Origin of the sequence: Pseudomonas sp. EA_105y_Pfl2_R69 (assembly GCF_963970915.1) — a bacterium.
Classification (GTDB): domain Bacteria; phylum Pseudomonadota; class Gammaproteobacteria; order Pseudomonadales; family Pseudomonadaceae; genus Aquipseudomonas.
The window spans coordinates 1,041,736-1,067,198 of sequence record NZ_CAXAOO010000001.1 but is presented as its reverse complement, the minus strand read 5'-3'; the positions used below and the strand labels follow the sequence as shown (position 1 = coordinate 1,067,198).

18 protein-coding genes are annotated in these 25,463 nt (G+C 63.8%); 11 read left to right on the top strand and 7 right to left on the bottom strand.

Annotated elements, in window-relative coordinates:
- The first annotated feature begins 64 nt into the window (after positions 1 to 64).
- Genes AACY13_RS04620 through AACY13_RS04610 form a run of 3 tightly spaced genes read left to right on the top strand, consistent with a single transcriptional unit; the run spans position 65 to position 7,174 of the window.
- On the top strand, positions 65 to 3,484 hold the full coding sequence (locus tag AACY13_RS04620; RefSeq protein ID WP_339459614.1) for a PAS domain S-box protein: 3,420 nt from the start codon (positions 65 to 67) through the stop codon (positions 3,482 to 3,484).
- The gene (locus AACY13_RS04615; protein WP_339459612.1) at positions 3,481 to 3,942 is read left to right on the top strand and encodes a response regulator; all 462 of its coding nucleotides are present in this window, start codon (positions 3,481 to 3,483) and stop codon (positions 3,940 to 3,942) included. The genes AACY13_RS04620 and AACY13_RS04615 overlap by 4 nt, the downstream gene beginning before the upstream one ends.
- Complete coding sequence (locus AACY13_RS04610) at positions 3,935 to 7,174, top strand: EAL domain-containing protein (protein ID WP_339459611.1); 3,240 nt, start codon at positions 3,935 to 3,937, stop codon at positions 7,172 to 7,174. The genes AACY13_RS04615 and AACY13_RS04610 overlap by 8 nt, the downstream gene beginning before the upstream one ends.
- Here the strand turns inward: AACY13_RS04610 and moaE are convergent.
- The 7 genes from moaE to AACY13_RS04575 form a co-directional block, all read right to left on the bottom strand.
- Positions 7,166 to 7,624: a molybdopterin synthase catalytic subunit MoaE gene (gene moaE, locus AACY13_RS04605; protein WP_339459610.1), complete on the bottom strand. Its 459-nt coding sequence runs from the start codon at positions 7,622 to 7,624 to the stop codon at positions 7,166 to 7,168. The genes AACY13_RS04610 and moaE overlap by 9 nt on opposite strands.
- A 163-nt stretch (positions 7,625 to 7,787) precedes the next feature.
- On the bottom strand, positions 7,788 to 8,030 hold the full coding sequence (locus AACY13_RS04600) for a MoaD/ThiS family protein (RefSeq protein WP_339459608.1): 243 nt from the start codon (positions 8,028 to 8,030) through the stop codon (positions 7,788 to 7,790).
- Positions 8,027 to 8,503, bottom strand: coding sequence for a cyclic pyranopterin monophosphate synthase MoaC (moaC, locus tag AACY13_RS04595; protein ID WP_339459607.1), 477 nt, complete (start codon positions 8,501 to 8,503; stop codon positions 8,027 to 8,029). The genes AACY13_RS04600 and moaC overlap by 4 nt, the downstream gene beginning before the upstream one ends.
- Before the next feature lie 134 nt (positions 8,504 to 8,637).
- Positions 8,638 to 10,029, bottom strand: coding sequence for a PhoH family protein (locus AACY13_RS04590; protein ID WP_339459606.1), 1,392 nt, complete (start codon positions 10,027 to 10,029; stop codon positions 8,638 to 8,640).
- 300 nt (positions 10,030 to 10,329) lie between these two features.
- Positions 10,330 to 11,301 carry a CDF family Co(II)/Ni(II) efflux transporter DmeF gene (dmeF, locus tag AACY13_RS04585; RefSeq protein WP_339459605.1) on the bottom strand — a complete coding sequence of 324 codons (972 nt, stop codon included), beginning with the start codon at positions 11,299 to 11,301 and terminating at the stop codon, positions 10,330 to 10,332.
- Positions 11,302 to 11,389: 88 nt separating this feature from the next.
- Positions 11,390 to 12,517, bottom strand: coding sequence for a polysaccharide deacetylase family protein (locus tag AACY13_RS04580; protein WP_339459603.1), 1,128 nt, complete (start codon positions 12,515 to 12,517; stop codon positions 11,390 to 11,392).
- 62 nt (positions 12,518 to 12,579) lie between these two features.
- The gene (locus AACY13_RS04575; protein WP_445262523.1) at positions 12,580 to 13,761 is read right to left on the bottom strand and encodes a tetratricopeptide repeat protein; all 1,182 of its coding nucleotides are present in this window, start codon (positions 13,759 to 13,761) and stop codon (positions 12,580 to 12,582) included.
- Positions 13,762 to 13,932: 171 nt separating this feature from the next.
- Here AACY13_RS04575 and yaaA point away from each other — a divergent pair, with 171 nt between their 5' ends.
- From yaaA to AACY13_RS04535, 8 genes are all read left to right on the top strand, one after another.
- Positions 13,933 to 14,712 (top strand): peroxide stress protein YaaA, encoded by a 780-nt coding sequence (yaaA, locus tag AACY13_RS04570; protein ID WP_339459602.1) that lies wholly within the window; start codon positions 13,933 to 13,935, stop codon positions 14,710 to 14,712.
- A gap of 636 nt (positions 14,713 to 15,348) precedes the next feature.
- Positions 15,349 to 16,659, top strand: a complete 1,311-nt coding sequence (gene algD, locus AACY13_RS04565) for a GDP-mannose 6-dehydrogenase (RefSeq protein ID WP_339459600.1) — start codon at positions 15,349 to 15,351, stop codon at positions 16,657 to 16,659.
- A 109-nt stretch (positions 16,660 to 16,768) separates the two neighbouring features.
- The gene (alg8, locus tag AACY13_RS04560) at positions 16,769 to 18,259 is read left to right on the top strand and encodes a mannuronan synthase (protein ID WP_339459598.1); all 1,491 of its coding nucleotides are present in this window, start codon (positions 16,769 to 16,771) and stop codon (positions 18,257 to 18,259) included.
- Between the two features lie 43 nt (positions 18,260 to 18,302).
- Entirely contained in the window at positions 18,303 to 19,469 is a 1,167-nt protein-coding gene (locus tag AACY13_RS04555) for an alginate biosynthesis protein Alg44 (protein ID WP_339459596.1), read from the top strand.
- Positions 19,470 to 19,482: 13 nt separating this feature from the next.
- On the top strand, positions 19,483 to 20,871 hold the full coding sequence (gene algK, locus AACY13_RS04550) for an alginate biosynthesis TPR repeat lipoprotein AlgK (protein ID WP_339459594.1): 1,389 nt from the start codon (positions 19,483 to 19,485) through the stop codon (positions 20,869 to 20,871).
- Positions 20,872 to 20,885: 14 nt separating this feature from the next.
- Positions 20,886 to 22,385 carry an alginate export family protein gene (locus AACY13_RS04545; protein ID WP_339460016.1) on the top strand — a complete coding sequence of 500 codons (1,500 nt, stop codon included), beginning with the start codon at positions 20,886 to 20,888 and terminating at the stop codon, positions 22,383 to 22,385.
- Between the two features lie 10 nt (positions 22,386 to 22,395).
- Positions 22,396 to 23,997 carry a mannuronan 5-epimerase AlgG gene (gene algG / locus AACY13_RS04540; RefSeq protein ID WP_339459592.1) on the top strand — a complete coding sequence of 534 codons (1,602 nt, stop codon included), beginning with the start codon at positions 22,396 to 22,398 and terminating at the stop codon, positions 23,995 to 23,997.
- A 15-nt stretch (positions 23,998 to 24,012) separates the two neighbouring features.
- A complete protein-coding gene (locus AACY13_RS04535; protein WP_339459591.1) occupies positions 24,013 to 25,461 on the top strand; it encodes an alginate O-acetyltransferase in 1,449 nt (482 codons plus the stop codon).
- The last annotated feature ends 2 nt before the right edge of the window (positions 25,462 to 25,463 follow it).

Below are 25,463 nucleotides of genomic sequence, written 5' to 3'. Positions count from 1 at the left end.
GCACCTGCAGATACAGCTCAGCGCACGGGCCCAAGCGGGCTTGCCCGGGACTGAAGGAGTAGCCATGCACACCCGCCCCCTGATCGTCGCCGCCTATCTGCACGTGCTGGCATTCGCCATGCTCGGCATGGGCGCGATCAGCCTGATCGGTTACCTGCTGCTCGAGCAGCCGACCCGTCACAGCGTGGTGCTGCTGCCCGACAGCGCCCTGATGTCGGTGCTGATGGGCGGTCTGATTCTCGCTGCGGCCCGGCAAGCCATGGCGGCGCGCAACCTGCTGGTTGCCCTGCTTGTCGCGCTGACCCTCTACAGCCTGCTGCACAACCTGCTGGCGGGCGGCGCGGATAGCGGCCAGTCCTGGCTCAGCGGCTTTCTGCGCATGCGCAGCGGCCTGGCCCTGAGCATGCTGCTGGCGACCCTGGCGCTGTACCTGAGCGGCGGCGCACGCACCGCCAGACGCTGCGCGCTGCTGATTGGCGGTGCGCTGATGATCCTGGCCATGCTCTCGCAAATGGCCGACAGCTGGCCGACGCTCAAGGTTCTGCGCCTGGGCTTCAAGTACGACTCGACCCATGTGGCCAACCTGTTCGCCCTGTGCCTGGGCCTGAGCATCATTCTGCTGAGCCTGCGCCCGCACGCAGAACACGGCCTGCTCGACCCGCGCACCCTGACCGCCGGCGTCCTCGGCACCCTGCTCGCCTGCAGCAGCTGGTACCTGCTGAGCATGCAGGCGGTCAACACCATCAACCGCGAAGGCGACCTGCTGCTATCGAAGCTGGAAAGCGCCACCGCGCAAAACCTGCAGAGCCACCTGGCGCAGATCCAGCGCATGGCCGAGCGCTGGCTGGTAATCGGACACATTCCGCCCCCCCGCTTTTGGCAGCTGGAAGCGCACAGTTACCTGCGCGACTTCCCCCACCTGGAACTGCTGGCACTGCTCGACCATGAGCTTGAGCCGCGCCTGCTCGAGGCCCGCAACCCGGGCCAGGCCACCTGGCTGCGGCAGTTGCTCGCCGATGCCGAACAGCGCAGCTGGCTGCAACAGGTAAGCGAGGGTAACCACGCGCAACTAGGTCCGACCCGCGACTACGGCAATGCAGCAGTGCGCAATGCGCTGCTCGCCAGCCCTCTACAGCTGCCCGGTCAGCCTCCGCTCCTGCTGGTTGCCAGCCTCAACGTCAGCGCCGAGCTGGACAACCTGCTGGGCAGCGACCTGAATGGTTTTGTCGTGCACGCCAGCGAGGGCGGTCGGCTGCTGTACCAGTCGAGCGAGGGTCCCACCCTCTATGCCACCCCGGTCAGCCAGCGCAGCCCGCTGCTGCCCCACGGGCAGACCTGGCAGCTGAGCGCCTATGTGCACAGCCCCCAGGCGCTGAATGCCGCCACCCACCTGGCCACCCTGACCCTGCTGTTCGGCCTGGCCCTGAGCTTCTTTCTGCTGCTCAGCCAGCGCCTGGCCTGGCTGGCCACCGAGCATTCGCAGCAGCTGCAGAACGCCAACCATGAGCTGCAGCAGAGCCTGGCCCTGCAGCTGCGCACCCAGAGCCTGAACCAACGAATCATGCAATTCACCCTCGACGTGCTGTGTTCGATCGACCGCCAGGGACGCTTCCACGAACTCAGCCCGTCCTGCGAGAAGCTCTTCGGCTACCCGGCTGAGGATCTGATCGGCCAACCCTTTATCGACCTGGTGCTGGGCGAAGACCGCCAGCAGACCTGGGAGGAAACGGTCGCCAGCATGCACGCCCGCGCCAGCCACACCCTGCGCAACCGCTGCCGCCATCGGGACGGGCGCATCCTGCATATCCTCTGGACGGTCGACTGGTCCGAGCAGGAGCAGACCCTGTTCGCCGTCGCCCATGACATCACCCCCCTGGTCGCGAACGAGGCCTACGCCGAAAGCCAGCGGGAGATCCTCAGCATGATTTCCAACGACCGGCCACTGGGCGAGACCCTCGAAGCCCTCTGCCTGATGATCGAGACCCAGCAACCCGGGGCGCTGTGCTCGGTGCTGCTGCTCGACGCCAGCGGGCGGCACCTGCACACCGGAGCGGCACCGAACCTGCCAGCGGCCTATAGCCAGGCCATCGATGGCCTGGCCATAGGCCCCGGCGTCGGCAGCTGCGGCACGGCGGCCTTCCTGCTGAAGCTGGTGATCAGCGCGGAGATCCGCAGCGACCCGCTCTGGCAGGACCATCGCGACCTGGCCCTGGCCCACGGCCTCGAGGCCTGCTGGTCGTTCCCGCTGATTTCCCACGACGGCAAGGGCCTGGGCAGCTTCGGCGTCTATTACCGCCAGCCCCGGGTACCGGACGACGAACAGGTCCAGCACCTGGCCACCGCCGCCCAACTGGCGGCCATCGGCATCGCCCGGGCGGCCGACCGTCGCCATCTGCAGGAGAGCCAGCAACGCTTCCGCTCCTTGTTCGCCTTCAACCCGGACCCGGTGTTCTCCTTCGACCTGCACGGCCATTTCCTCAGCATCAACGATGCCGGCCAGCAGCTGCTGGGGCTCAGCGAAGCCAAAATCATCGGCCAGCACTTCACCGCGCTGATCGCCAACGACCAGCAGGCGCAGATCCGCGGGCACCTCCAGGCGGCGAGCGCAGGCACCCCCCAGCACTATGAAACGCGCCTGCAGGACCGCCAGCACAAGGTCCTGACCCTGGACGTGACCAACCTGCCGATCATGGTCGATGCGCAGATAGTCGGCGTATTCGGCATCGCCAAGGACATCAGCGAGCGCCAGCAGACCCAGCAGGCACTGCAGGCGACCCTGCTCGAACTGGAGCGCAGCAACAAGGAGCTGCAGGAGTTCGCCTTCGTCGCCTCCCACGACCTGCAGGAGCCGCTGCGCAAGATCCAGGCCTTCTCCGAACGCCTGGCCAGCCGCAGCACGGCGCTGGACGACGAATGCCGCGACTACCTGCAGCGCATGACCTCGGCCGCGGCGCGCATGCAGGCGCTGATTATCGACCTGCTCAACTACTCGCGGGTCAACACCCGCGGCCAGCCCCTGCAGCCTCTGGACCTCAACCTGCTGCTCGACGAGGTGCTCGGCGACATGGAAACCGCCATCGAACAGAGCCAGGCGCGCATCGATTACCCGCGACTACCGGCGGTGCTGGGCGACCCCAGCCAGTTGCGCCAGCTGCTGCAGAACCTGTTGAGCAATGCCCTGAAATTCCAGCCCCCCGGCAACCGCCCGCTGATCCGCCTGTATGTGGAAACGCAGAACGCCGCGCACTGGACCCTGTGCATCGCCGACAACGGCATCGGCTTCGAGGAGAAATACCTCGACCGCATCTTCAACCCCTTCCAGCGCCTGCACGGACGCGAGGCCTACGCCGGCACCGGGATCGGCCTGGCCATCGTCAAGAAGATCGCCGAGCGCCACGGCGCGCGCATCACGGCCAGCAGCGTCCCCGGCCAGGGCAGCATCTTCCGTATCACCTTTCCCACTCTAGACAGGGCCCGCCAATGACCACCGCCCAACTGGTGCAGATCCTGATTGCCGACGATGACCCGGACGACTGCCTGATGACCCGCGAGGCCTTCAGGGAATGCCGCATCCACAACCCCCTGCACTTCGTCCATGACGGCGAAGAGCTGATGAACTACCTCAAGCGCCGCCCCCCCTACGAGGACGAGGCACGCTACCCGATGCCGGGGCTGATCCTGCTCGACCTCAACATGCCGCGCATGGACGGCCGCGAAGCCCTGCTGGCGATCAAGAGCGACAGCCTGCTGCGCAGCATCCCCGTGGTGATCCTCAGCACCTCCTCGGCCGACGAAGATATCCTGCGCAGCTACGCTATAGGTGCGAACTCCTTTATCACCAAGCCGGTCAGCTTCAGCGGCCTGCTTGAGGTGGTGCGCAACCTTGGTCGTTACTGGCTGGAGATCGTCGAGCTGCCCATGGACGGAACCCGCAATGATTAGAACTGCTCCCGGCTGGAAACTGCTGCTGATCGATGACGATGAGGACGACTTCATCATCACCCGTGACCTGCTGCGGCAGAATCCGGACATCCCGATCAGGCTGGAGTGGTGCAACAACTTCCAGCAGGGCCTGGAGCTGGTGCTGCGCCAGGAGCACGACCTCTACCTGGTGGACTACCGCCTGGGCGCGGACTCAGGCCTGGAGCTGATCGACAACGCCCTGCAGCACGGCGTGGTCAAACCCATCATCCTGTTGACCGGCCAGGGCGACTCACACCTGGATGCCAGCGCCATCGAACTGGGCGCAGCCGATTACCTGGTCAAGGGCCAGTTCGACAGCCGGCAACTGCTGCGCAGCATCCGCTACGCCATCGACCGCAGCCTGGCCAGTGCCGAACTGGCCGACAGCGAACACCGCTACCGCCTGCTGTTCGAGGCCAACCCGGAAGCCATGTGGGTGTTCGACAAGCAGACCCTGCGTTTCCAGGCCAGCAACCTCGCCGCCAGCCGCCTGCTCGGCTATTCCCAGGCCGAACTCAGGAACATGAGCGTGCTGGATATCCGCAGCCAGGACGAGCAGCAGCGCTTTCTCGTCTATTACCACGCCATGCTGCGCGACACCCCGGTTGCCGATCCCCAGGCCGGGGTCTGGACCTACCTGCACAAGGACGGCCACGAGCTGTACGCCGATGTCCTGATACATGACGTCGAGTTCGACAAGCAGTCCTGCTGCCTGGTGCTTGCCATCGATGTCACGGAGAAGCACAAGGCCCATCAACAGGCTGCCCGCCGCGAACAGTCGTTCCGCAAGCTGCTCGACGACACCCGCGACGCCCTGCTGGTGGTCGATGAACAGGGTCGCCTGTGTTACGCCAACCCGGCGGCCGAGCAGCTGTTCAAGGCCGACCAGGCGCAGTTGCAAGCCCAGGTCTTCGACCTGCCCCCGAGCGCCGGCGAACTCTTCGAGTGGCACCTGCCCACCCCGGCCGGCGATACCCTTGAGGTGGAAATCCACCTCGCCGAGACCGACTGGGAGGGTCGCCAGGTGCACTTGCTGTCGCTGCGCGATATCAGCGAACGCAAGGAGGCGGAAAAACAGCTGCGCCTGCTCAAGCGCGGCCTGGAATCCAGCTTCAACGGCGTGGTCATCACCGATGCCAGGGCCGAGGACCAGCCGATCATCTACGTCAACCCGGCCTTCGAGCGCATCACCGGCTACAGCGAAGCCGAAGTGCTGGGGCGCAACTGCCGCTTCCTGCAGGACGAAGAGCGCGACCAGCCGGCACTCGCCCTGATCCGCCACCACCTGCAGCAACAGCTGGAAGTGCATGTGGTACTGCGCAACTACCGCAAGGACGGTATCCCGTTCTGGAACGACCTGTATATCTCGCCGGTGCTCGACGAGCACGGCCAGGTCAGCCACTTTATCGGCGTGCAGAACGACATCAGCGAAGAACGGCGCTACCAGGCCGAGCTGAGCTTCAACGCCAACCATGACGTGCTCACCGGCCTGCCCAATCGCGCCCTGCTGGAAGACCGACTGCGCCAGGGCTGCCAGATATCCCAGCGCTACCGACGCAGCCTGGCGGTGATGTTTATCGACCTGGATGGCTTCAAGCCGATCAACGACTCGATCGGCCACCATTCCGGCGATCAGATCCTTATCGAAGTGGCCCGGCGCATGTGCGCCCAGGTGCGCCCAGGCGATACCGTGGCGCGCATGGGCGGCGACGAATTCCTGGTGCTGCTCCCGGACCTGGCCCGGCAAGAAGACGTGCTGCTGGTGGCCGAGCGCCTGCTCAGCGACATCGCCCGCCCCTATCCGGTGGACGGCGTCGACCTGCACGTCACCGCCAGTATCGGCATCACCCTCAGCGACGGCCTGCTGGCGCAGCCGGCGCAGTTGATCCAGCAGGCCGACCTGGCCATGTACAAGGCCAAGCAGGAGGGCCGCAACAATTACCAGTGGTACACCAACGACCTCAACCAGCGGGTCGGCGAACGGGTGACCCTGCGCAACGAACTGCAGAAGGCCCTGGACGGCCAGGCCTTCGACCTCTATTACCAGCCACAGATCGACGGCCGCAGCGGCCGCGTGGTCGGGGTCGAGGCCCTGTTGCGCTGGAACCACCCCGAGAAAGGCTTTATTCCACCGGCCCTGTTTATTCCCGTGGCCGAAGACACCGGGCAGATCATCCCCCTCAGCGTCTGGGTGCTGGACACCGCCTGCCGGCAGATGCGCCAGCTCTGCGAGCAGGGCATGAGCGGGCCGACGGTGGCGGTGAATATCTCCTCGATCCACTTCCAGCGCAGCAACTTCGTCGAGAGCATCCAGGCGGTGCTGCACAAGCATCAGCTCAGCGCCGAACTGCTGGAGCTGGAGATCACCGAGGGGGTGCTGCTCAACCATGCCGAGCAGGCGATCAGCACCCTGCACCAGTTGAAGGGTCTCGGGGTGAAGATCGCCATCGACGACTTCGGCACCGGCTTCTCCAGCCTCAACTACCTCAAGCGCCTGCCCATCGACAAGGTCAAGATCGACCGCTCCTTCGTCGAGGAAATCGTCAGCGACCAGCACGACGCCGCCATCACCCAGGGCATCATTTCCATGGCCCACCACCTGCGCCTCAAGGTAATCGCCGAGGGCGTGGAAACCGAGCCGCAGTTCGCCTTTCTGAAGAAGAGCCACTGCGACCTGTTCCAGGGCTATTACTTCGCCAAGCCCATGCCCTTCGCCGAGCTCGAGGCGTTTCTCCGCGAACGCATGCTGACCCAGAACCCGAGCCTGCCGCAGCTAAGCGGCAGCGAACCGGCGCAGACCCTGCTGCTGCTCGATGACGAGGAGAATATCCTGCGCGCCCTGGCCCGCCTGCTGCGCCGCGATGGCTACAAGATCCTGATGACGACCCGCGCCCAGGATGCCTTCGAACTGCTGGCCAAGCACGAGGTGCAGGTGATCCTCTCCGACCAGCGCATGCCGGAAATGAGCGGCACCGAGTTCTTCAGCCGGGTCAAGGACCTGCACCCCGACACCATACGCATCGTGCTCTCGGGTTATACCGACCTGAAATCGGTCACCGACGCGATCAACCAGGGGGCCATCTACCGCTTCCTGACCAAGCCCTGGGACGACGAACAGCTGCGCCAGATCATTGCCCAGGCCTTTCGCGAGTACCGTCAGAGCAAGGACAAGGCACGCGGCAGCCGGGCACCCAGGTTGCCCTCACTCTGAGGCTTTCCAGCGCTCGGCCGCCGCCTGGTCGCTGCAGCGCCCTTCGACCCAGCGCGGGCCTTCTGCGGTGTCTTCCTTCTTCCAGAACGGTGCGCGGGTTTTCAGGTAATCCATGACGAAGTTGCAGGCATCGAAGGCCGCCTGGCGGTGCGCGCTGGTGGTACCGACGAAGACGATCGGCTCGCCCGGCTCCAGGCGGCCAATGCGGTGGATGATCTCGATGCCCAGCAGCGGCCAGCGCTGCCCGGCCTCCTCGGCGATCTTGCCCAGGGCCTTCTCGGTCATACCGGGGAAATGTTCGAGGAACATGCCGCCCACTTCGCGGCCCTCGTTGAAATCGCGCACATAGCCAACAAAGCTGACCACCGCGCCGATGCCCAGGTTGGCGGCGTGCAGGGCATTGAGTTCATTGCCCGGATCGAAGGGTTGTGACTGGACGCGAATACTCATGCAGATGCTCCTGTGGGAGGGGCGTAGGGTGGGCAGGGCAAAGCCAGGCTGGCGAACCACCGCGCAATCCGTGCGCCGCGTAACCCGGCATGGATTTAACTGGCGGCCTGGGTATCGCATCCTGCCCACTGTGGGAGGGGCTTCAGCCGCGACGACAACAGGCTCAGCCGCCGGTCACAGTGGGAAAGAACGCCACTTCATCGCCCGCCGCCAGCGGCTCGTCCAGGCTGCAGAGCTCCTGGTTGCGTGCGCACATCAGGTTCTGCTCGGCCAGCACTTCCCACACCCCGCCACGGCTCAGCAGGTGCTGGCGCAGCTGATTGAGGCTGGCAAACTCGCCACTTAATTGTTCGCCGTCCAGGCCCAGGGCCTCGCGGTAACGGGCGAAATACTGCACGCGGATCATGCCTGGTCCTCCAGCTTGTAGTGGCCGCTCTTGCCGCCGAGTTTCTCCAGCAGGCGCACCTGCTCGATCACCATGCCGCGGTCCACCGCCTTGCACATATCGTAGATGGTCAGGGCGGCGACGCTGGCGGCGGTCAGGGCTTCCATCTCCACCCCGGTCTGGCCGGCCAGCTTGCAGGTGGCGCGAATATGCACGGCATCCTCGCCTTCGGCCGTCACCTCGACCTTGACCCCGGTCAACATCAACGGATGGCAGAGCGGAATCAGATCGCTGGTTTTCTTCGCCGCCTGGATGCCGGCAATCCGCGCCACGGCGAATACATCGCCCTTGGGATGCTCGCCCTGGACGATCATCTGCAGGGTCTGCGGACGCATGCGCACCCGCGCTTCGGCGCTGGCCTCGCGGAAGGTATTGGCCTTGTCGGTAACATCGACCATATGGGCATGGCCCTGGGCATCGAGATGGGTAAGCACGGGCGAACTCCAGAAAGGGATGGCCCGATTGTAAACCCGCCGGTCAATTTCTAGCACCTGCAATGACCGTCGGCCAGGGTAAAACGACTACGCCGCCCGAGAGGGCGGCGTAGTCAGGACGCAGGCTAGGATGGCTACATATGGGTTTCCGCGTACTCGGCGAGGATCGAGCGTGGTACACCCTGCAGGGTGATATGCACGCCATGTTCGAAGTCCTTGAAGCGCTCCGTCAGGTAGGTCAGGCCCGAACTGGGGGCCGACAGGTAGGGGGTATCGATCTGCGCCAGGTTACCCAGGCAGACCACCTTGGAACCGCTGCCGGCACGGGTGATGATGGTTTTCATCTGGTGCGGGGTGAGGTTCTGGCACTCGTCGATCAGGATCAGGCTCTGCTGGAAGCTGCGCCCGCGGATGTAGTTGAGGGATTTGAACTGCAGCGGCACCTTTTGCAGGATGTAGTCGACGCTGCCGTGGGTGTTCTCGTCGTCCATATGCAGGGCTTCGAGGTTGTCGGTGATCGCGCCGAGCCAGGGTTCCATCTTCTCCGCCTCGGTGCCGGGCAGAAAGCCGATTTCCTGATCCAGCCCCTGCACGCTGCGGGTGGCGATGATGCGCCGATAACGCTTGCTGACCATGGTCTGTTCGATGGCCGCCGCCAGGGCCAGGATGGTCTTGCCCGAACCGGCCGCGCCGGACAGGTTGACCAGATGAATATCCGGATCGAGCAGGGCATACAGCGCCAGCGACTGATACACATCGCGCGGGCGCAGGCCCCAGGCCTCCTGGTGCATCAGCGGTTCCTGGTGCAGATCAAGGATCAGCAGCTCGCCTTCCTTGATGCCCTTGATCCAGCCGACAAAGCCCTGCTCGTCGATGATGAACTCGTTGACGTGCACCGCCGGCAGGTTGTCGATCAGTTGTACGCGGTGCCAGGTGCGGCCGTGGTCCTGGCGGGTTTCCACGGTGCTCACGCGGTCCCAGAAGGAACCGTCCATGTTGTGATAACCCTGCGACAGCAGCGACACATCGTCGACCAACTGGTCGGTGTGGTAGTCCTCCGAGTCGATGCCACAGGCCCGCGCCTTCAGGCGCATATTGATGTCCTTGGTCACCAGTACCACGTTGAGCCCCGGACGGCGCGCCTTCAGTTCCACCAGCTGGTTGATGATCTTGTTGTCGTTGAGGTCTTCCGGTAGCCAGGTGATGGGCGAGGCACTCTTGCTCATCAGAATCGACAGGTAACCGCAGGGCCCGCTCTTGTCGCGCTGGATCGGCACCCCCAGTTCCACTTCTTCCGGGCTCGCCACGCCGAGGATCTTGTCGATCAGACGGATGGCCTGGCGACATTCGGCGGCGACCCCCTGTTTCCCGGTCTTCAGCTTGTCCAGCTCCTCCAGTACGGTCATCGGAATGGCGACATGGTGCTCCTGAAAATTCAGCAGCGCGTTGGGGTCGTGGATCAGCACGTTGGTGTCGAGGGCGTACAGGGTTGGGGCGGTGGGTTTGGAGCGTCCGTGGTCATCCATACTCGGTCACCTTCTTGTAGTAGCCAAGCAACGCAGGGGCGAAACTGCGCCGCGGAGGGGCCGTCGACTCCTCAGTGCCGGGGCTGAGAAGGCTGCAAAAAGGTGAGGGCCAATGGCCGCCACCTGTCTGCAGGGTTCGGCGGTCTTGCTTTTTAATTACTCCAAAACAGGTGACAGAAAAACGTTTTTTTCAGCATTTACAGGTTTATTTGTCGGCGCGACAAATAGCGCTTGGCGACCCGCCCGGCCGCCGTTAAAGTCGGAAGTCCGATCGCCGCCAGCGCCGTCGGGAATTTTTCTTCAACCCTCCCTGGCAGCCGCCCCAGTGCTGCAGCAGTTGACCTCCACGGTCACATGCACCAGTTCGTCGATCCCCGCCAGCCGCGCCTTGTAGCGATCCGCCGTGGCCGAACCATGGGTCACCACGCTGACGATGCAGGCGAATTGCCCCCGACCGACGCGCCATAGATGCAGATCCGCCAGTTCGGTGTCGGCTTCCTGCGCCAAGGCAGTGCGTACCCGCTCGACAACGGGGCTGTCCATCTCGCGGTCGAGCAGCACCTTGGCGGTTTCCAGCAGCAGCCCCTTGGCCCACACCGCGATGATCAGCGCACCGATCACGCCCATCAGCGGGTCGAGCCAGCTCCAGCCGAACAACAGCCCGCCAAGCAGCGCGACGATGGCGGCCACCGAGGTCAGGGCATCGGCCAGCACATGGACAAAGGCGGCATGGCGATTAAGGTCCTTGCCGGCCGCCGGAGCCGCATGAGCGTGCGCATGAGCGCCATGGGCATGCGCATGGCCGTGACTGTGCTGATGCGGGTCGCGCAGCATCCAGGCCGACAGCAGATTGACCAGCAGGCCGACCACCGCCACCCACAGGGCCATGTCGAAGGCGACCGCCTGGGGCTGCCACAAGCGCCACAGCGACTCGAACGCCAGCATGGCCACCACCACCAGCAGCAACAGCGAACTGGCGAAGCCGGCCAGCACCTCGACCTTCCAGGTGCCGAAGGCGAAGCGCGGATCATCGGCATAACGCCGCGCCAGCAGATAGGCCAGGGCGGTCAGGCCGATGGCGAGCATATGCGAGGCCATATGCCAGCCATCGGCGAGCAGGGCCATGGAGTTGAAGGCATAGCCGGCGACAATCTCCACCAGCATGGTCGCCCCGGTCAGCGCAGCCACCCGCCAGGCCTGGCGCTCGGCCGTGGTTTCCAGCGGACGGTAGTCGTGGGAGGGTTCCCAGCGCGAATGGTTACAGGCGGTCATGGTAGCTCCTTGAGGGGTTTGACCTGGGCAAACTACAACCCCGGTGCCGCCCCTGGGTCAAGCGCGTCAATCGACCCGCAATGACGCTCTATCGATAATCACGACAGTCCATCCAGCGCACGGGCGCGCCCTGACTCGCTTGCAGCACCCAAGGCAAAGCACCCGCAGCCTTGCTGTGAACATCGTGAAACAGCAGCACGCCACGACGCCACAGCAGCATCAGGGTCAGCACACGCTGGCCGGCTGCCGCGGCACTGACCTTGCTGCTCCAGTCCTGGGAGTCGATCTGCCACAGCGCCACCTGCTGGCCCTGGTCAGCGAAGAATGCCTGACTGTCGGCCTGGCGCTGGCCATAGGGCGGACGGAACAGCGGCACATAGCGGTGCGGCAGTTCGCGTTGCAGCAGCTCACGGGTCCGCATCACCGAGCCCTGCCAGTCACCCCAGCGGGTGTGGGACTTGTGTTCCCAGCCGTGGGACGCCACACACTGGCCATCGTACAGCTGGTTCAGAGCGGTAGCCGAAGTCTTTTGCAGACGCTGCTGCAGGTTGCTGCCCAGCACATAGAAGGTGCCGTTGAGGCCCTGCTGCCGCAGCCAGGCCGCCAGCTTGTCGCTATTGCCGCCGAGCGCTGTGGGGCCATCATCGAAGGTCAGGAGGAACTGCATATCGGCCAGTTCGTCGCCGTTGCGCTCCTGGCTGGAGAACAGCGCGATCTCGCTGCTGACCCGCGGAAATAACGCAGCCAGGCGCATTTGCTCGTTGAGGTAACCCAGGTGGAAACGCTGGCTGGCCTCGGCCCAGGCGAAGTATCGCGAGCTGGGGGCTGTCACCAGCTGCCGGGCCTGCTCGCGCAGGCTGGCGACATCCTCGATCAACGGGCAAAAGTCGCTGGCGGGCACGCAGCTCTGCCGGGCAAAACGATAGTTCTCCAGCAGGCGCTGCCAGAAGCGCTCGCGCACCTCGGCGATGGATTGCAGATTGGCCGATTTCAACCCCAGACGGGCCTTCCAGCCTGCTTCGTCGAGCTCTTCGCTAGCCAGCAGGGCCTGGGCGAAAGTGAGGATTTCCGCGCGCGAAGCGGTATCGAAAGTTGCCTGGCTGTTCAGCGGTTCGGGCCAACTAGCGCGGTCGAGGGTCGCAAAGGTCGCGGGGCCGGCGGCCTGGGCGCTAGCGGCCAACAGGCCGAAGCCGAGCAACAGGGTTCTGATCAGCATAAATATCCGTCCTTGAATGAAAACGCGCCCCAGAGGAGCGCGTTGTTTGCAGCTGCAACAGATCAGTGGCGATCCTGCACACGCAGGATCGCCTTGTCGTACACAGGGTTGGCCCTCTGTTCCTTGGCCAGGTGGTAGTGGCGCAAGGCGTCGTCGAACTGCTCGGCAGTCTCATAGATGCGCGCAATGTTGTAGTAGGAGCCGGCGCGCACAGTGGCCGCGCTGGCACCACTGGCCAAGGCGATGGCCTTGCGGTTGGCCCAAATAGCCTCGGCGGTGCGCCCAGCCTTCTGGTAGGCCAGGCCGAGATTGCCGTAGGCCTGGCCGTAGTTGGCGTCCAGCTCGATAGCCTGGCGATAGAAGTCGATGGCCAGGTCCAGCTGGCCGGCATGGTAGGCCGCCTCGCCCTGGCGGTTGAACGCTTTGGCATCGCCCTGGGCGGCTTGTGTAGCGGTCAGGCTGGCGATGCTCTGGCCTTCGCTCTGCAGCGGCTGAAGAATGCCGCCGATAGCGTCGCTTCCACCACTGATGCCCTGCACCTGGTTTATGTCCTGGAAATCACCGTTACCGGTGATGCGGAACACCGTCCACAGGTTGCCACGCTGGCCCTGTGGCATGTAGTAGGTACGCACCAGCGACTGGCCGACATAGACAAAGACCTTGGCCTGGCTTGAGCTCAAGGCATTGGTCGATGGATTACCGCTGTGGCTAAAGTCATGGACTGCATACACGTAGGTATCGCCGAAGCGCTTCTTCTGCAGCGTGATAGTTTCCGGCCCGTAACTGTCGGTGTCGTCAACATCCAGATGGGCGTCTTCGCCCTGCTTTTCCGAGAAGTAAATGTGGTTGCCTGGATAGACAATATGCGAGTCGAGATCCGCTGGCTGACGTCCCCAGCTGAGTACCACGCGCATACCGTCGAGGCTCTGCATCACCGGGCTGATGGCATAGGTCATGCCTTTGCACGGGCACTTGGCGACCAGGTTGGAATAGCCGGATTTCTTGATGATCAGCAGGCTGGCGGGGTCATCGTCGAAATCAGTGGTCAGGCTCACCTGCCCCTGACTATTGGTTCGGCCAACCACAGTCTGGGCACCGTTCTTCTGTACCAGCACTTCGGCATCGGCGATGCGCTGATCCTTGACCACGGCACTCAATACCTCGATGGGTAGTTGTTCGGCCTGGACCAGGGCAGCGGTGGAAACCAGCAGTAGGGATGCAATGGCGCGCGGGAGAAAACTCACTGCGACCTCCTTGTCATGACAGTTGAGAAAGGCACGCTCGACTGAGCGTACGGACGCGCACTATAACCACAACTCACATAACAGTCTGTGATCCACACCAATCGACCTTATAGGTAGTCTCAAGCGCCGCCAGCTTCTAGAATCGCGCCCAGACTTTCAGGAGCAGACCCTATGTTGATGGTGATTTCGCCGGCCAAGACCCTCGATTACAGCACCCCACCGGCGACCCCGCGCTTTACCCAGCCTGAACACCTCGACCACGCCCAGGACCTGATCAACCAGTTGCGTGACTTCAGCCCGGCGCAGATCGCCGAGCTGATGCATCTGTCGGACAAGCTCGCCGGCCTCAACGCCGCACGCTTCGGCAGCTGGGAGCGGCCGTTCAACCCGTCCAACGCCAAGCAGGCGCTGCTGGCGTTCAAGGGCGACGTCTACACCGGGCTGCATGCCGAGGATTTCAGCGAAGCCGACTTCGACTTCGCCCAGGATCACCTGCGCATGCTCTCCGGCCTCTACGGCGTGCTGCGCCCCCTCGACCTGATGCAGCCCTACCGCCTGGAGATGGGCACCAAGCTGGCCAACCCGCGCGGCAACAACCTCTACGATTTCTGGGGCGAACGCATCAGCGGCTGGCTCAACCAAGCCCTGGCCGCCCAGGGCGATCAGGTGCTGCTCAACCTGGCCTCCACCGAATACTTCGGCGCGGTCAAGCGCAAGGCGTTGAACGCGCGAATTATCGACACCGAATTCAAGGACCTGAAAAACGGCCAGTACAAGATCATCAGCTTCTACGCCAAGAAAGCCCGTGGTCTGATGGCCCGCTATGTGATCAAGGAACGCCTGAACAGCGCCGAAGGCCTCAAGGATTTCGCCTACCAGGGTTACCGCTACTCGGCCGAACACTCGCAAGCCGACAAACTGGTATTCCTGCGCGACCACCCGCAAGACTGATTCCGCCCTCTCCCTCCTCGCCAGCGGGTCGCCCTCCGACCCGCGAGCCCCCACCGCACCGCGCACCTCTAAACCCCCACGCACCAACGGCACTAACCATCCTGCGTTAATAAAACTGAACTTTTCGCCCGCGTTACACACCGCGCAAGCTATTCAACAACACGATTTTAAATTGATTATAAATTGCTATCAGTTTGCAATCGGCGGCCATCATTTCAACAGTACAGACAAATTACAAAAGGGGACGAACGGTAGGAACTATAGGAAAAATCACACACTCTTACCCAGCGCAATATAATTCTTCATGTAACTTTCTGCATGAACCAAAACTGCCCTTAATAGCCGGACCCATGTCCGTTGGATAGTTACAGCCGAAGAAAAGTTGCCGAGAGATTACGGGAGAACTTGCACCAACCAGATGATCCACTCGAAGCCATGAGCCAGAGCCTTATAGGCCAGCAGCTCAACCGCTAATCAGGGCACGCTTTATATTACAAGCCCCACTCAGGCAGCCGTTGCGACTGTCGAAAACTTCTTATGCCTAAATTAATTCAACGCGATGAATCGGCTGAATTAAACGAACCACTTTGGCAAAAGCCATTCTTCAACTACGCAATAAATGGACGAGGTAATACGATGCGAATCAGTATCTTTGGTTTGGGTTATGTAGGTGCCGTGTGTGCCGGTTGTTTATCGGCCCGCGGCCATGACGTGGTGGGCGTGGATATATCCGCCCATAAAATCGACCTAATCAACAGTGGCAAATCGCCAATAGTCGAACCCGGCCTGGAAGTATTACTGCAACAGGGCCTGAACTCCGGTCACCTGCGTGGCACCACCGATGTCGCCGACGCGATCCGCGACACCGAGGTCTCGTTTATCTGCGTCGGTACGCCGAGCAAGAAGAACGGCGACCTGGAACTGGACTACATCGAAGGGGTGTGCCGCGAAATCGGCTTCGCCATGCGCAACAAGCCCGAACGGCATACCGTGGTGGTGCGCAGCACCGTGCTGCCGGGCACCGTGAAGAACGTGGTGATCCCGCTCCTCGAAGACTGCTCGGGGAAGAAGGCCGGGGTCGATTTCGGCGTGGCGGTGAACCCCGAGTTCCTCCGCGAAAGCACCGCGATCAAGGACTACGACTTCCCGCCGATGACCGTGATCGGCGAACTGGACCAGGCCTCCGGCGACCTGCTGGAAAGCATCTACCGCGAACTCGACGCACCGATCATCCGCAAGGGCATCGATGTCGCCGAGATGATCAAGTACACCTGCAACGTCTGGCATGCGGCCAAGGTCACCTTCGCCAACGAGATCGGCAATATCGCCAAGGCGGTCGGGGTCGACGGCCGCGAAGTGATGGAAGTGATCTGCCAGGACCACAAGCTCAACCTGTCCAAGTACTACATGAAGCCCGGCTTCGCCTTCGGCGGCTCCTGCCTGCCGAAAGACGTGCGCGCCCTGTCCTACCGCGCCGGCAGCCTGGATGTCGATGCGCCGCTGATCGGTTCGCTGATGCGCAGCAACGGGGTCCAGGTGCAGAACGCCTACGACATCATCGCCAGCTACGACAAGCGCAAGGTCGCCCTGCTCGGCCTGAGCTTCAAGGCCGGCACCGACGACCTGCGCGAGAGCCCGCTGGTGGAACTGGCCGAGATGCTGATCGGCAAGGGCTATGACCTCAGCATCTACGACAGCAACGTCGAATATGCCCGGGTCTACGGGGCCAACAAGGACTACATCGAGTCGAAGATTCCGCATGTGTCCTCGCTGCTCAACAGCGACTTCGATGCGGTGGTCGATAACGCCGACATCATCGTTCTCGGCAATGCCGACGAGCGCTTCGCGCCCCTGGCGCAGCAGGCCCTCAGCGGCAAGCACGTGGTCGACCTGATCGGCTTTATGCCGACGGCCTCGCGTGCGGGTTCCGAAGGTATCTGCTGGTAAACCTCGCCGGCGACCGGCCGCTCGACGGCCGGTCAGCCAGTGAGGCCGAACCCTGGGCGCACGAGCAGCTCCGCCCAGGATTCTTCCAGTGCACATGATGGATACGCCTATGCAACACACCAACACGCTAAAGACCGTCCTCCTCGAAGCCGCAGGCTGGATGTTCTACCTATCCCTGCTGATGCTGCTCGCGCTGGCGCTGCCCAGGAGCGTGTTCGACCCCGAGTCGCGCGACTACCTGCTGCTGATCGGCGCTGTGGGCATCTGGCGTTATTCCATGGGTGCGGTGCACTTCGTGCGCGGCACCCTGTTTCTCTATGTGGTGTACCCCTATTACCGGCGCAAGGTGAAAAAGCTCGGCAAGGACGCCGACCCTTCCCAGGTGTTTCTGCTGGTCACCAGCTTCCGCATCGACGCCTTGACCACCGCCCAGGTGTACCGCTCGGTGATTCGCGAGGCGATCGACTGCGGTTACCCGACCACGGTGGTGTGTTCCATCGTCGAGCTGTCCGATGAACTGCTGGTGAAAAACCTCTGGACCCGGATGAACCCGCCGGAACAGGTCAAGCTGGACTTCGTGCGCATCCCCGGCACCGGCAAACGCGACGGCCTGGCCTACGGCTTTCGCGCCATCTCCCGGCAGATGCCTGACCAGAACGCGGTGGTCGCGGTGATCGATGGCGACACCGTGCTCGGCGAGGGCGTGGTGCGCAAGACCGTGCCCTGGTTCAAGCTGTTCCCGAATGTCGGCGGCCTGACCACCAACGAGTTCTGCGAGGTACGCGGCGGCTACATCATGAGCGAGTGGCACAAGCTGCGCTTCGCCCAGCGTCACCTCAACATGTGCTCGATGGCGCTGAGCAAGCGGGTGCTGACCATGACCGGACGCATGTCGGTATTTCGCGCCGAGGTGGTCACCAACCCCGCGTTCATCGCCGATGTGGAAAGCGATCACCTCGAGCACTGGCGCCTGGGCCGCTTCCAGTTCCTCACCGGCGACGACAAGTCGAGCTGGTACAGCCTGATGAGCCTGGGTTACGACACCTTCTACGTGCCGGATGCGGCGATCAACACGGTCGAGCATCCGCCGGAGAAGAGCTTCATCAAGGCCAGCCGCAAGCTGATGTTCCGCTGGTACGGCAACAACCTGCGGCAGAACGCCCGCGCCCTGCGCCTGGGGATGAAGCGTCTGGGCGGGTTCACCAGCGTGGTGCTGTTCGACCAGCGCGTGTCGATGTGGACCAGCCTGCTCGGCCTCAGCGTGGCGATCATCGCCAGCCTCAAGTACGGCCCCGGCATCTTTATCGCCTACCTGCTGTGGATCGGCCTGACCCGCCTGGCGCTGACCCTGCTGCTCAGCGTCAGCGGCCACCGCATCGGCCCGGCCTACCCGGTGATCCTCTATTACAACCAGATCGTCGGCGCGATGGTGAAGATCTACGTGTTCTTCCGCCTCGACCAGCAGTCCTGGACCCGCCAGCCGACCAAGCTCGACCGCGGCCTGCTGAGCTTCCAGCGCTGGTTCAACACCTGGTCCTCGCGCTCCATGACTTTTGCTGCTGCCAGCCTCTTTATCGCCACGCTTCTGGCGTTGGTATGAGCGGAACCCGGCCGGAACCCTTTTCGAACAGGAATTTGCAACCATGAATACAGCCGTCAACGTCAATCTGGTCCACGAATCGGAAGCTCAGCGCCAGCACGCCCGGGTCAAGATCCCGGCCGTGCTGCACTACCTGAACAAGAACCGCGAACGTATCGAGCAACCGCTCGGCGATATCTCGGCCGGCGGCTTCAGCTTCGGCAATAGCAAGCGGCCGATTCAGGTCGGCGATTTTCACAAGGGTCGCCTGCAGTTCAAGCTGGACAGCCTCAACCTGGGCATCGATATCGAGTTCCAGGTGCGCTCGGTGGATGCCGACAGCGCCCGCGTCGGCTGTCAGTTCCATAACCTCAAGCCACGCGAGCAGGCCACCCTGCGCTACCTGATCAGCGCCTACCTGGGCGGCGAGCTGGTCAGCGCCGGCGACCTGCTGAGCACCCTGCAGCGGGAGAATTTCACCAAGGCACGCAAGAACGGTGCGGGCGGCTCCGGCATGGGCCTGTTCGGCCGGTTCAAGGCCGTGACCTTCAGCCTGGCGATCTTCCTGGTCGGCCTGGCCGCCTTCGGTTTTATCTTCAAGTCGCTCTACGGCATTTACTTCGTCACCCATGCCCAGTCGGCCCAGGTCAACATACCCAGCCTGCAGGTGACCATGCCGCGCGAAGGCATGGTGCAGAGCCTGCTCGGCCCGGACGCCATGGTCGAGAAAGGCGCGCCCATCGCCTCCTTCTCCGCCAGCATGCTGGAGATGCTCAAGGGCCACCTGAGCGACGAGCAGCTGTCGCCGGAGAATGTCGAAACCCTGTTCGGCAAGCAGATGAAGGGCACCCTGACCAGCCCGTGCGACTGCAAGGTGGCCCGCCAGCTGGTGGCCGACGGCCAGTTCGCCAACAAGGGCGACGTGATCTTCGAACTGGTGCCGCAGAACACCAAGGCCACGATACAGGCCAGCTTCCCCTACCGCGACTTCTCCCGCGCCCGCCCAGGCAGCCGCGCCAGCTTCTGGGTGGCCGGCGAAGACAGCCCGCGCTACGGCAAGATCGTCAGCAGCAGCCTGCATCAAGGTGGCCTGTCGGCAGACATCCGCGTGCAGATCGAACCGGAACAGAGCCTCGACAGCAGCCTCGCCGGCCAGCCGGTCGAAGTCATCCTCGATCGCGGCCCATCGTTCGACTGGGTGATCGACAAAGCCCTGGCGGCAGGTCTCTAAGGAGGACTCGACTATGCCGACTCTCGCCTCCCGCCCCATGCATGCCACGCCCCTGCTGGCGCTCGCCCTGGCCGTAAGCCTGGCCGGTTGCGCCGGGCTGCCGGACGAGCGCCTGGCCGCCGAAGCGCTGAAGCGTGGCGACACCGGCACCGCCGAGCGCAACTACCGCCAACTGGCGGAGTTGGGCTACACCGATGCGCAGGTCGGCCTGGCCGATCTGCACATGGCCGGCGGCACGCCGCAAGACCTGGAAAAGGCCGAACACACCTACCGCCTGGCCCTGGACGAGTCGCCGCGGGCCAAGGCGCGCCTGGGCAAGTTACTCGCACGCAAGGTCAATCCCAGCCAGGCCGAGCGCCTGGAAGCGGCCGAACTGCTGAATGACGCATTCACCGCGGGTGAGCAAAGCAGCCTGTTGCCGCTGGTCATGCTCTACCTGCAATACCCACAGGATTTCCCCGGTATGAACGTTCAACAACGCATCTCCACCTGGCGTCAGCAAGGCCATACCCAGGCCGACCTGGCACAAATCCTCCTCTATCGCAGCCAGGGCAGCTACGACCAGCACCTGGGTGAAATCGAACAGATCTGCCAAGGCCTGATCGCCGAGGCCGAGGTCTGCTACGTCGAACTGGCCACCGTGTACCAGAAGCAGGGCCAGGCCGCCAAACAGAAGGCCCTGCTGCAGCGCCTGATGGCGGGCTACCGCAGCGCTGTGGTGAGCCCGCAGCGGGTGGATGCCGTCGCCCAGGTGCTGGCCGACGCCGAACTGGGCACACCGGACGAAGGCAAGGCCCAGGAACTGCTCGAGGCCATCGCCCCGGACTACCCGGCCGCCTGGGTCAGCCTGGCGCGCCTGCTCTATGACTACCCGGCCCTGGGCGACATCGAGACCCTGCTGGGCTACCTCGACAACGGCCGCGCCGCGGCGCTGCCGCGGGCCGAACTGCTGCTCGGCCGCCTGTACTACGAAGGCAAGCTGGTGCCGCAGGACCCGCACAAGGCCGAACAGCACCTGCGCAAGGCCGCGCCCAGCGAGCCCAGCGCCAACTACTTCCTCGGCCAACTCTACCTGCGCGGCTACCTCGGCGAGGTCTATCCACAGAAGGCCCTCGACCATCTGCTCAGCGCCGCCCGTAACGGCCAGATCAACGCCGACTTCGCCCTGGCGCAGATGTACTCGCAGGGCAAAGGCATACGTCCGGACCCGGTCAACGCCTTCGTCTTCAGCCAACTGGCGCTGCCCAAGAACACCCCACAAGCCAGCGAGCTGGCGCGGCAGATCGCGCAACAACTGCAGCCTGGCCAGCGCAGCCAGGCCGAACAACTGCTGCGCGATGAACGTCAGGCCCGCGGCAACGCCCGGCAAGCACCAAGCGCCCTGCAGGCGCATAACCAATGAACAAGGACTACGCGATGAAACTCAACAGGATCACCGCAGGCCTGGGCCTGAGCGCCTCATTACTCTCCGCCAGCTCGGTATGGGCGGTGCAGATGAGCGACGACAACTTCGGCGTCGACGTCAAGATCACCCTGCAATCGGAAGATGACCGCGACCTCGGCACTCGCGACGGTGGCGACGTCAATGGTATCGGTGTCGACCTGCGCCCCTGGCTGTATGGCCAACGCGGCCAATGGAGCGCCTTCGCCATGGGCCAGGCGGTGGCCGCCAGCGACGTTATCGAGACCGACACCCTGGAGTCTTCCGACCCCGAGCTGGCCGGCGACACCCAGGCCGATGGCCGCGAACGGGAGAAGAACTACCTGGCCCTGCGCGAATTCTGGGTCGACTACGCCGGCCTCACCGACTACCCCGGCGAACACCTGCGCCTGGGCCGCCAGCGCCTGCGCAACGATGACAGTCAATGGCGCGATACCCATATCGAGGCGCTGAACTGGAGCTTCGACACCACCCTGCTGCGCGCCAGCCTCGGTGCCGCGCAACGTTTCAGCGAGTACCGCAGCGACCTCGACGAACTGGCCCCGGAAGACGAGGACCGTCTGCACCTGTTCGGCGACATCGCGACCCAGTGGCACCCCGGCCACTGGCTCGGCCTCAGCGCCCATCACTCACGCGATGACGGCAAGCTGGCCAGCCCTGGCGAAACCGTCGATACCCTGGACAAACGCGCCACCGGCGAGCTGACCTGGCTTGGCGTGCAGGCCCATAGCGATGCCTACAACTTCCGCAACCAGAAACCGGTCAATTACTGGGCCAGCCTCACCTCGCTGACCGGCGACCGCGAAGACCTGACCCGCGAACTGGTCAACGGCCAGGAAGTCGCCACCGGCAAGAACAGCGACAGCGTCAGCGCCTGGGCCGCCGACCTGGGTCTGCGCTTTCGCCTGGATCCCAACTGGCAAGTCGGCGCGGCCTACGCCCGGGGCAGCGGCAGCGGCGATGCAGACGGCAACGGCACAGGCAACTATCGCCAGACCGGCCTGCAAAGCAACCGTTCCGCCTTCACCGGTACGCGTTCGCGGGTCCATCGCTACGGCGAGGCCTTTCGCGGTGAGCTGAGCAACCTGCAGTCGGCCACCCTGTTCGGCTCCTGGCAGCTGGCCGAGGACTATGACGCCAGCCTGGTCTACCACCAGTTCTGGCGGGTCGATGACCGCCAGCAGATCGGCCGCAGCGGGATCAATGCGCGTTTCGACGACCCGCTCTCGGACGACGTCCCGGCTCCCCAGATCGACCTGGTGGATGGCGAGAAAGACCTCGGCCAGGAGCTGGATCTGGTGGTCACCAAGTACTTCAAGCAGGGCCTGCTGCCCGCGTCGATGAGCGAGGCGATCGACGAACCATCGGCGCTGGTGCGTTTTCGCGGCGGCGTGTTCAAACCCGGCGATGCCTATGGCAGCGACACCGACTCGCTGATGCATCGCGCCTTCGTCGACGTTATCTGGAAATTCTGAGGACAACGCCATGACGCAACGACCAGGCAAACTCAAACGATGCTGCGCAGCGGGCCTGCTGTGCGGCGGCATACTGCTTGGCGCGCTGCAGCTGGCAGCCCCCTGGGTGCAAGCGGCACCGCTGCTCGACAGCGGCAAAACGGCAACCCGGGCGCTGAAGGAAACCAGCAACTACACGGTGACCAGCGCCCCCGTCGAGCAACTGCAGCTGGATAAGCCCAGCCTGCCCGATCTCGATGGCTACACCGCGGCGGCCGTGGAGGCCAAGATCCAGCGCAGCCCCGGCGGCAAGGTGGTGGTGCGGCGCATGCTGCAGCAGGACGCGCTGAAGGACTTTATCGGCGGCAACGAGCGCCTGCGCGAATGGGTCAAGCGGCAGAACGGCATGCCCCACGCGATCTTTATCGAGGGCGGCTACGTCACCCCGCAGGACATCGCCAAGGCCCTGCCGGACAGCCAGTTCGGCGAGGTCGAGCCAGGCGTCTACCTGGCGCGCCTGCCCATCGTGGTGGCCCAGGGCGCGACCCTGCACGTGGGCAAGGACATCAAGGACCTGCGCCTGTCCCAGGAACGCGGCAGTTTCCTGGTCAACGACGGTCAGCTGTTCTTCACCGACACCAAGCTCACCGCTTGGCGCGAGGCGGACGACGGCCCGGCCAGCTTTCGCAGTGGCAGCGAGTTCCGCCCGTTTCTGGTGTCCTGGGGTGGCAGCGAGCTGTATGTCTCGGGCAGCGTCTTCACCAGCCTGGGCTACGACAACAGCAAGTCCTACGGCGTCTCCATCACCCAGTACACCCCAGGTATGCAGGCCCGCCTCAAGCGTGCGGAACCGACCGGCTGGCTGATTGATTCGGAGTTCGTCGACCACTGGTACGGTTTCTACTGCTATGAAGCCGAGAACGTGGTGATCAAGGGCAATACCTACCGCGACAACATCGTCTACGGCATCGACCCGCACGACCGTTCCCACGGCCTGATCATCGCCGAGAACCGCGTGTACGGGACCAAGAAGAAGCACGGCATCATCATTTCCCGCGAGGTCGACGACAGCTGGATCATCAACAACAAGAGCTACGCCAACAAGCTCTCGGGCATCGTCCTCGACCGTAACAGCGTGCGCAATCTGGTGGCCTACAACGAGGTGTACCAGAACCAGTCCGACGGCATCACCATCTACGAGAGTTCGAACAACCTGCTGTGGGGCAACCGGGTGCTGAACAACGCCCGCCACGGCATCCGCCTGCGCAACAGCACCAACATTCGCCTGTACGAGAACCTCTCGGCGGCCAACGGCCTGACCGGCGTATACGGCCATATCAAGGACCTCTCCGACACCGACCGCAATATCGAACTCGACCCCTTCGACACCGAGGTGTCGCTGATCCTGGTCGGCGGCAAGCTCGCCGGCAACGGCTCCAGCCCACTGTCCATCGACTCGCCGCTGTCGGTCGAGTTGTACCGCGTGGAGATGCTCGCGCCGAGCAAGAGCAGCGGCATCAGCTTCTCCGGAATCCTCGGCGAAAAGCAGGACGAGATTCTCGACCTGATGGTGCGACGCAAGCTGGCCGTGCTGATCGACCCGGTCGAAAACCAGGCCGACCTGCACCACTAATTTGAGGCTGTTTTTATGAAAGTGCGTGATAGCAAATGGATTGGCCTCTGCCCGCTGGCGGCGGCGATCTGCCTGGCCGCCGCAGGGCTGCAGGCCGAAGAACAAGCCAAGGCACCGGTATACCAGGTGCAGGACTGCTGCTCCCTGTGCCCGGCGGCCCATGACGCCAGCCAGTACACCACCAACTACATGAAGAACTTCACCACCCTGATCGATGCGCAGGACGCCTGGCTGTTCCGCACCCAGGAAGACCTGCGCACCGAGTTCGGCACCAGCGCCGCGGGCTACCGCATGCTCAAGGAGCTGCGCGAGGCCTTCAACAGCCGCGGCGTGGAACTGGTGGTGGTCTATCAACCGACCCGTGGCCTGGTCAACCGCAGCAAGCTCAAGCCCGCAGACCAGGCCCGCTTCGACTACGACCTGGCGCTGCGCAACTATCGCCAGGCCCTGACCCGCTTCGAGGAAGTCGGCCTCAGGGTGCCCGACCTCTCGCCGCTGACCGACGAGCAGCAAGAGCAGCCCTTCTATTTCCGCCGCGACCAGCACTGGACGCCCTACGGGGCCGAGCGCACGGCGCGCCTGGTGGCCGAGACGGTCAAGCGCATCCCCGCTTTCGAGGGGATCCCGCAGAAGGAATTCGTCAGCCAGCGCATCGGCCTGATGGGCAAGACCGGTACCATGCAGAAGGTCGCCAGCCAGCTCTGCGGCACCGTCTATGCCCCCCAGTACATCGACCAGTTCGCCACCGAGCCCAAGGCCGAGAGCGGCAGCGACGAGCTGTTCGGCGACAGCACGCCGCCGCAGATCACCCTGGTCGGCACCAGCCACAGCGGCCCGAACTACAACTTCGGCGGCTTCCTCGAACAGCACATCGGTGCCGACGTGCTCAACGTCGCCTTTCCCGGCGGCGGCCTGGAAGGCTCGATGCTGGAATACCTGGGCAGCGAGGAGTTCCAGAGCAACCCGCCGAAGATCCTGATCTGGGAGTTCTCGCCGCTCTACGACCTGGCCTCGGCCAAGGTCCACCGGCAGATGATGGCCATGCTGGACAACGGTTGCGAGGGCAAGGACGCCCTGCTCTCGAGCAAGACCACGCTGCGCCCGGGGGCCAACGAGGTGCTGGTCAACGGCAAGGGGCAACTGCTGGACCTGCCGAGCAAGCGCCACCAGGTGGATATCCGCTTCAGCGACCCCTCGGTGAAAACCCTCGAGGCGACCCTCTGGTACCTCAGCGGCCGCCGCGAAAAGGTCAAGCTGGAGAAGCCCAATACCACCGACACCGACGGCCGTTTTGCCTTTGAACTGCGCGACGAAAGCGACTGGGCCGAGCTGAACTTCTTCGCCCTGGAAATCATCGGCCCCGAGGCTAGCAGCGAACCGCTCGAGGTAGAGGCGCGGGTGTGCCGCCGCAACGATTTCTCCAGCCCGGCGAAACTCGCCGCGCACAGCGCAGGCGACTCCTGAGG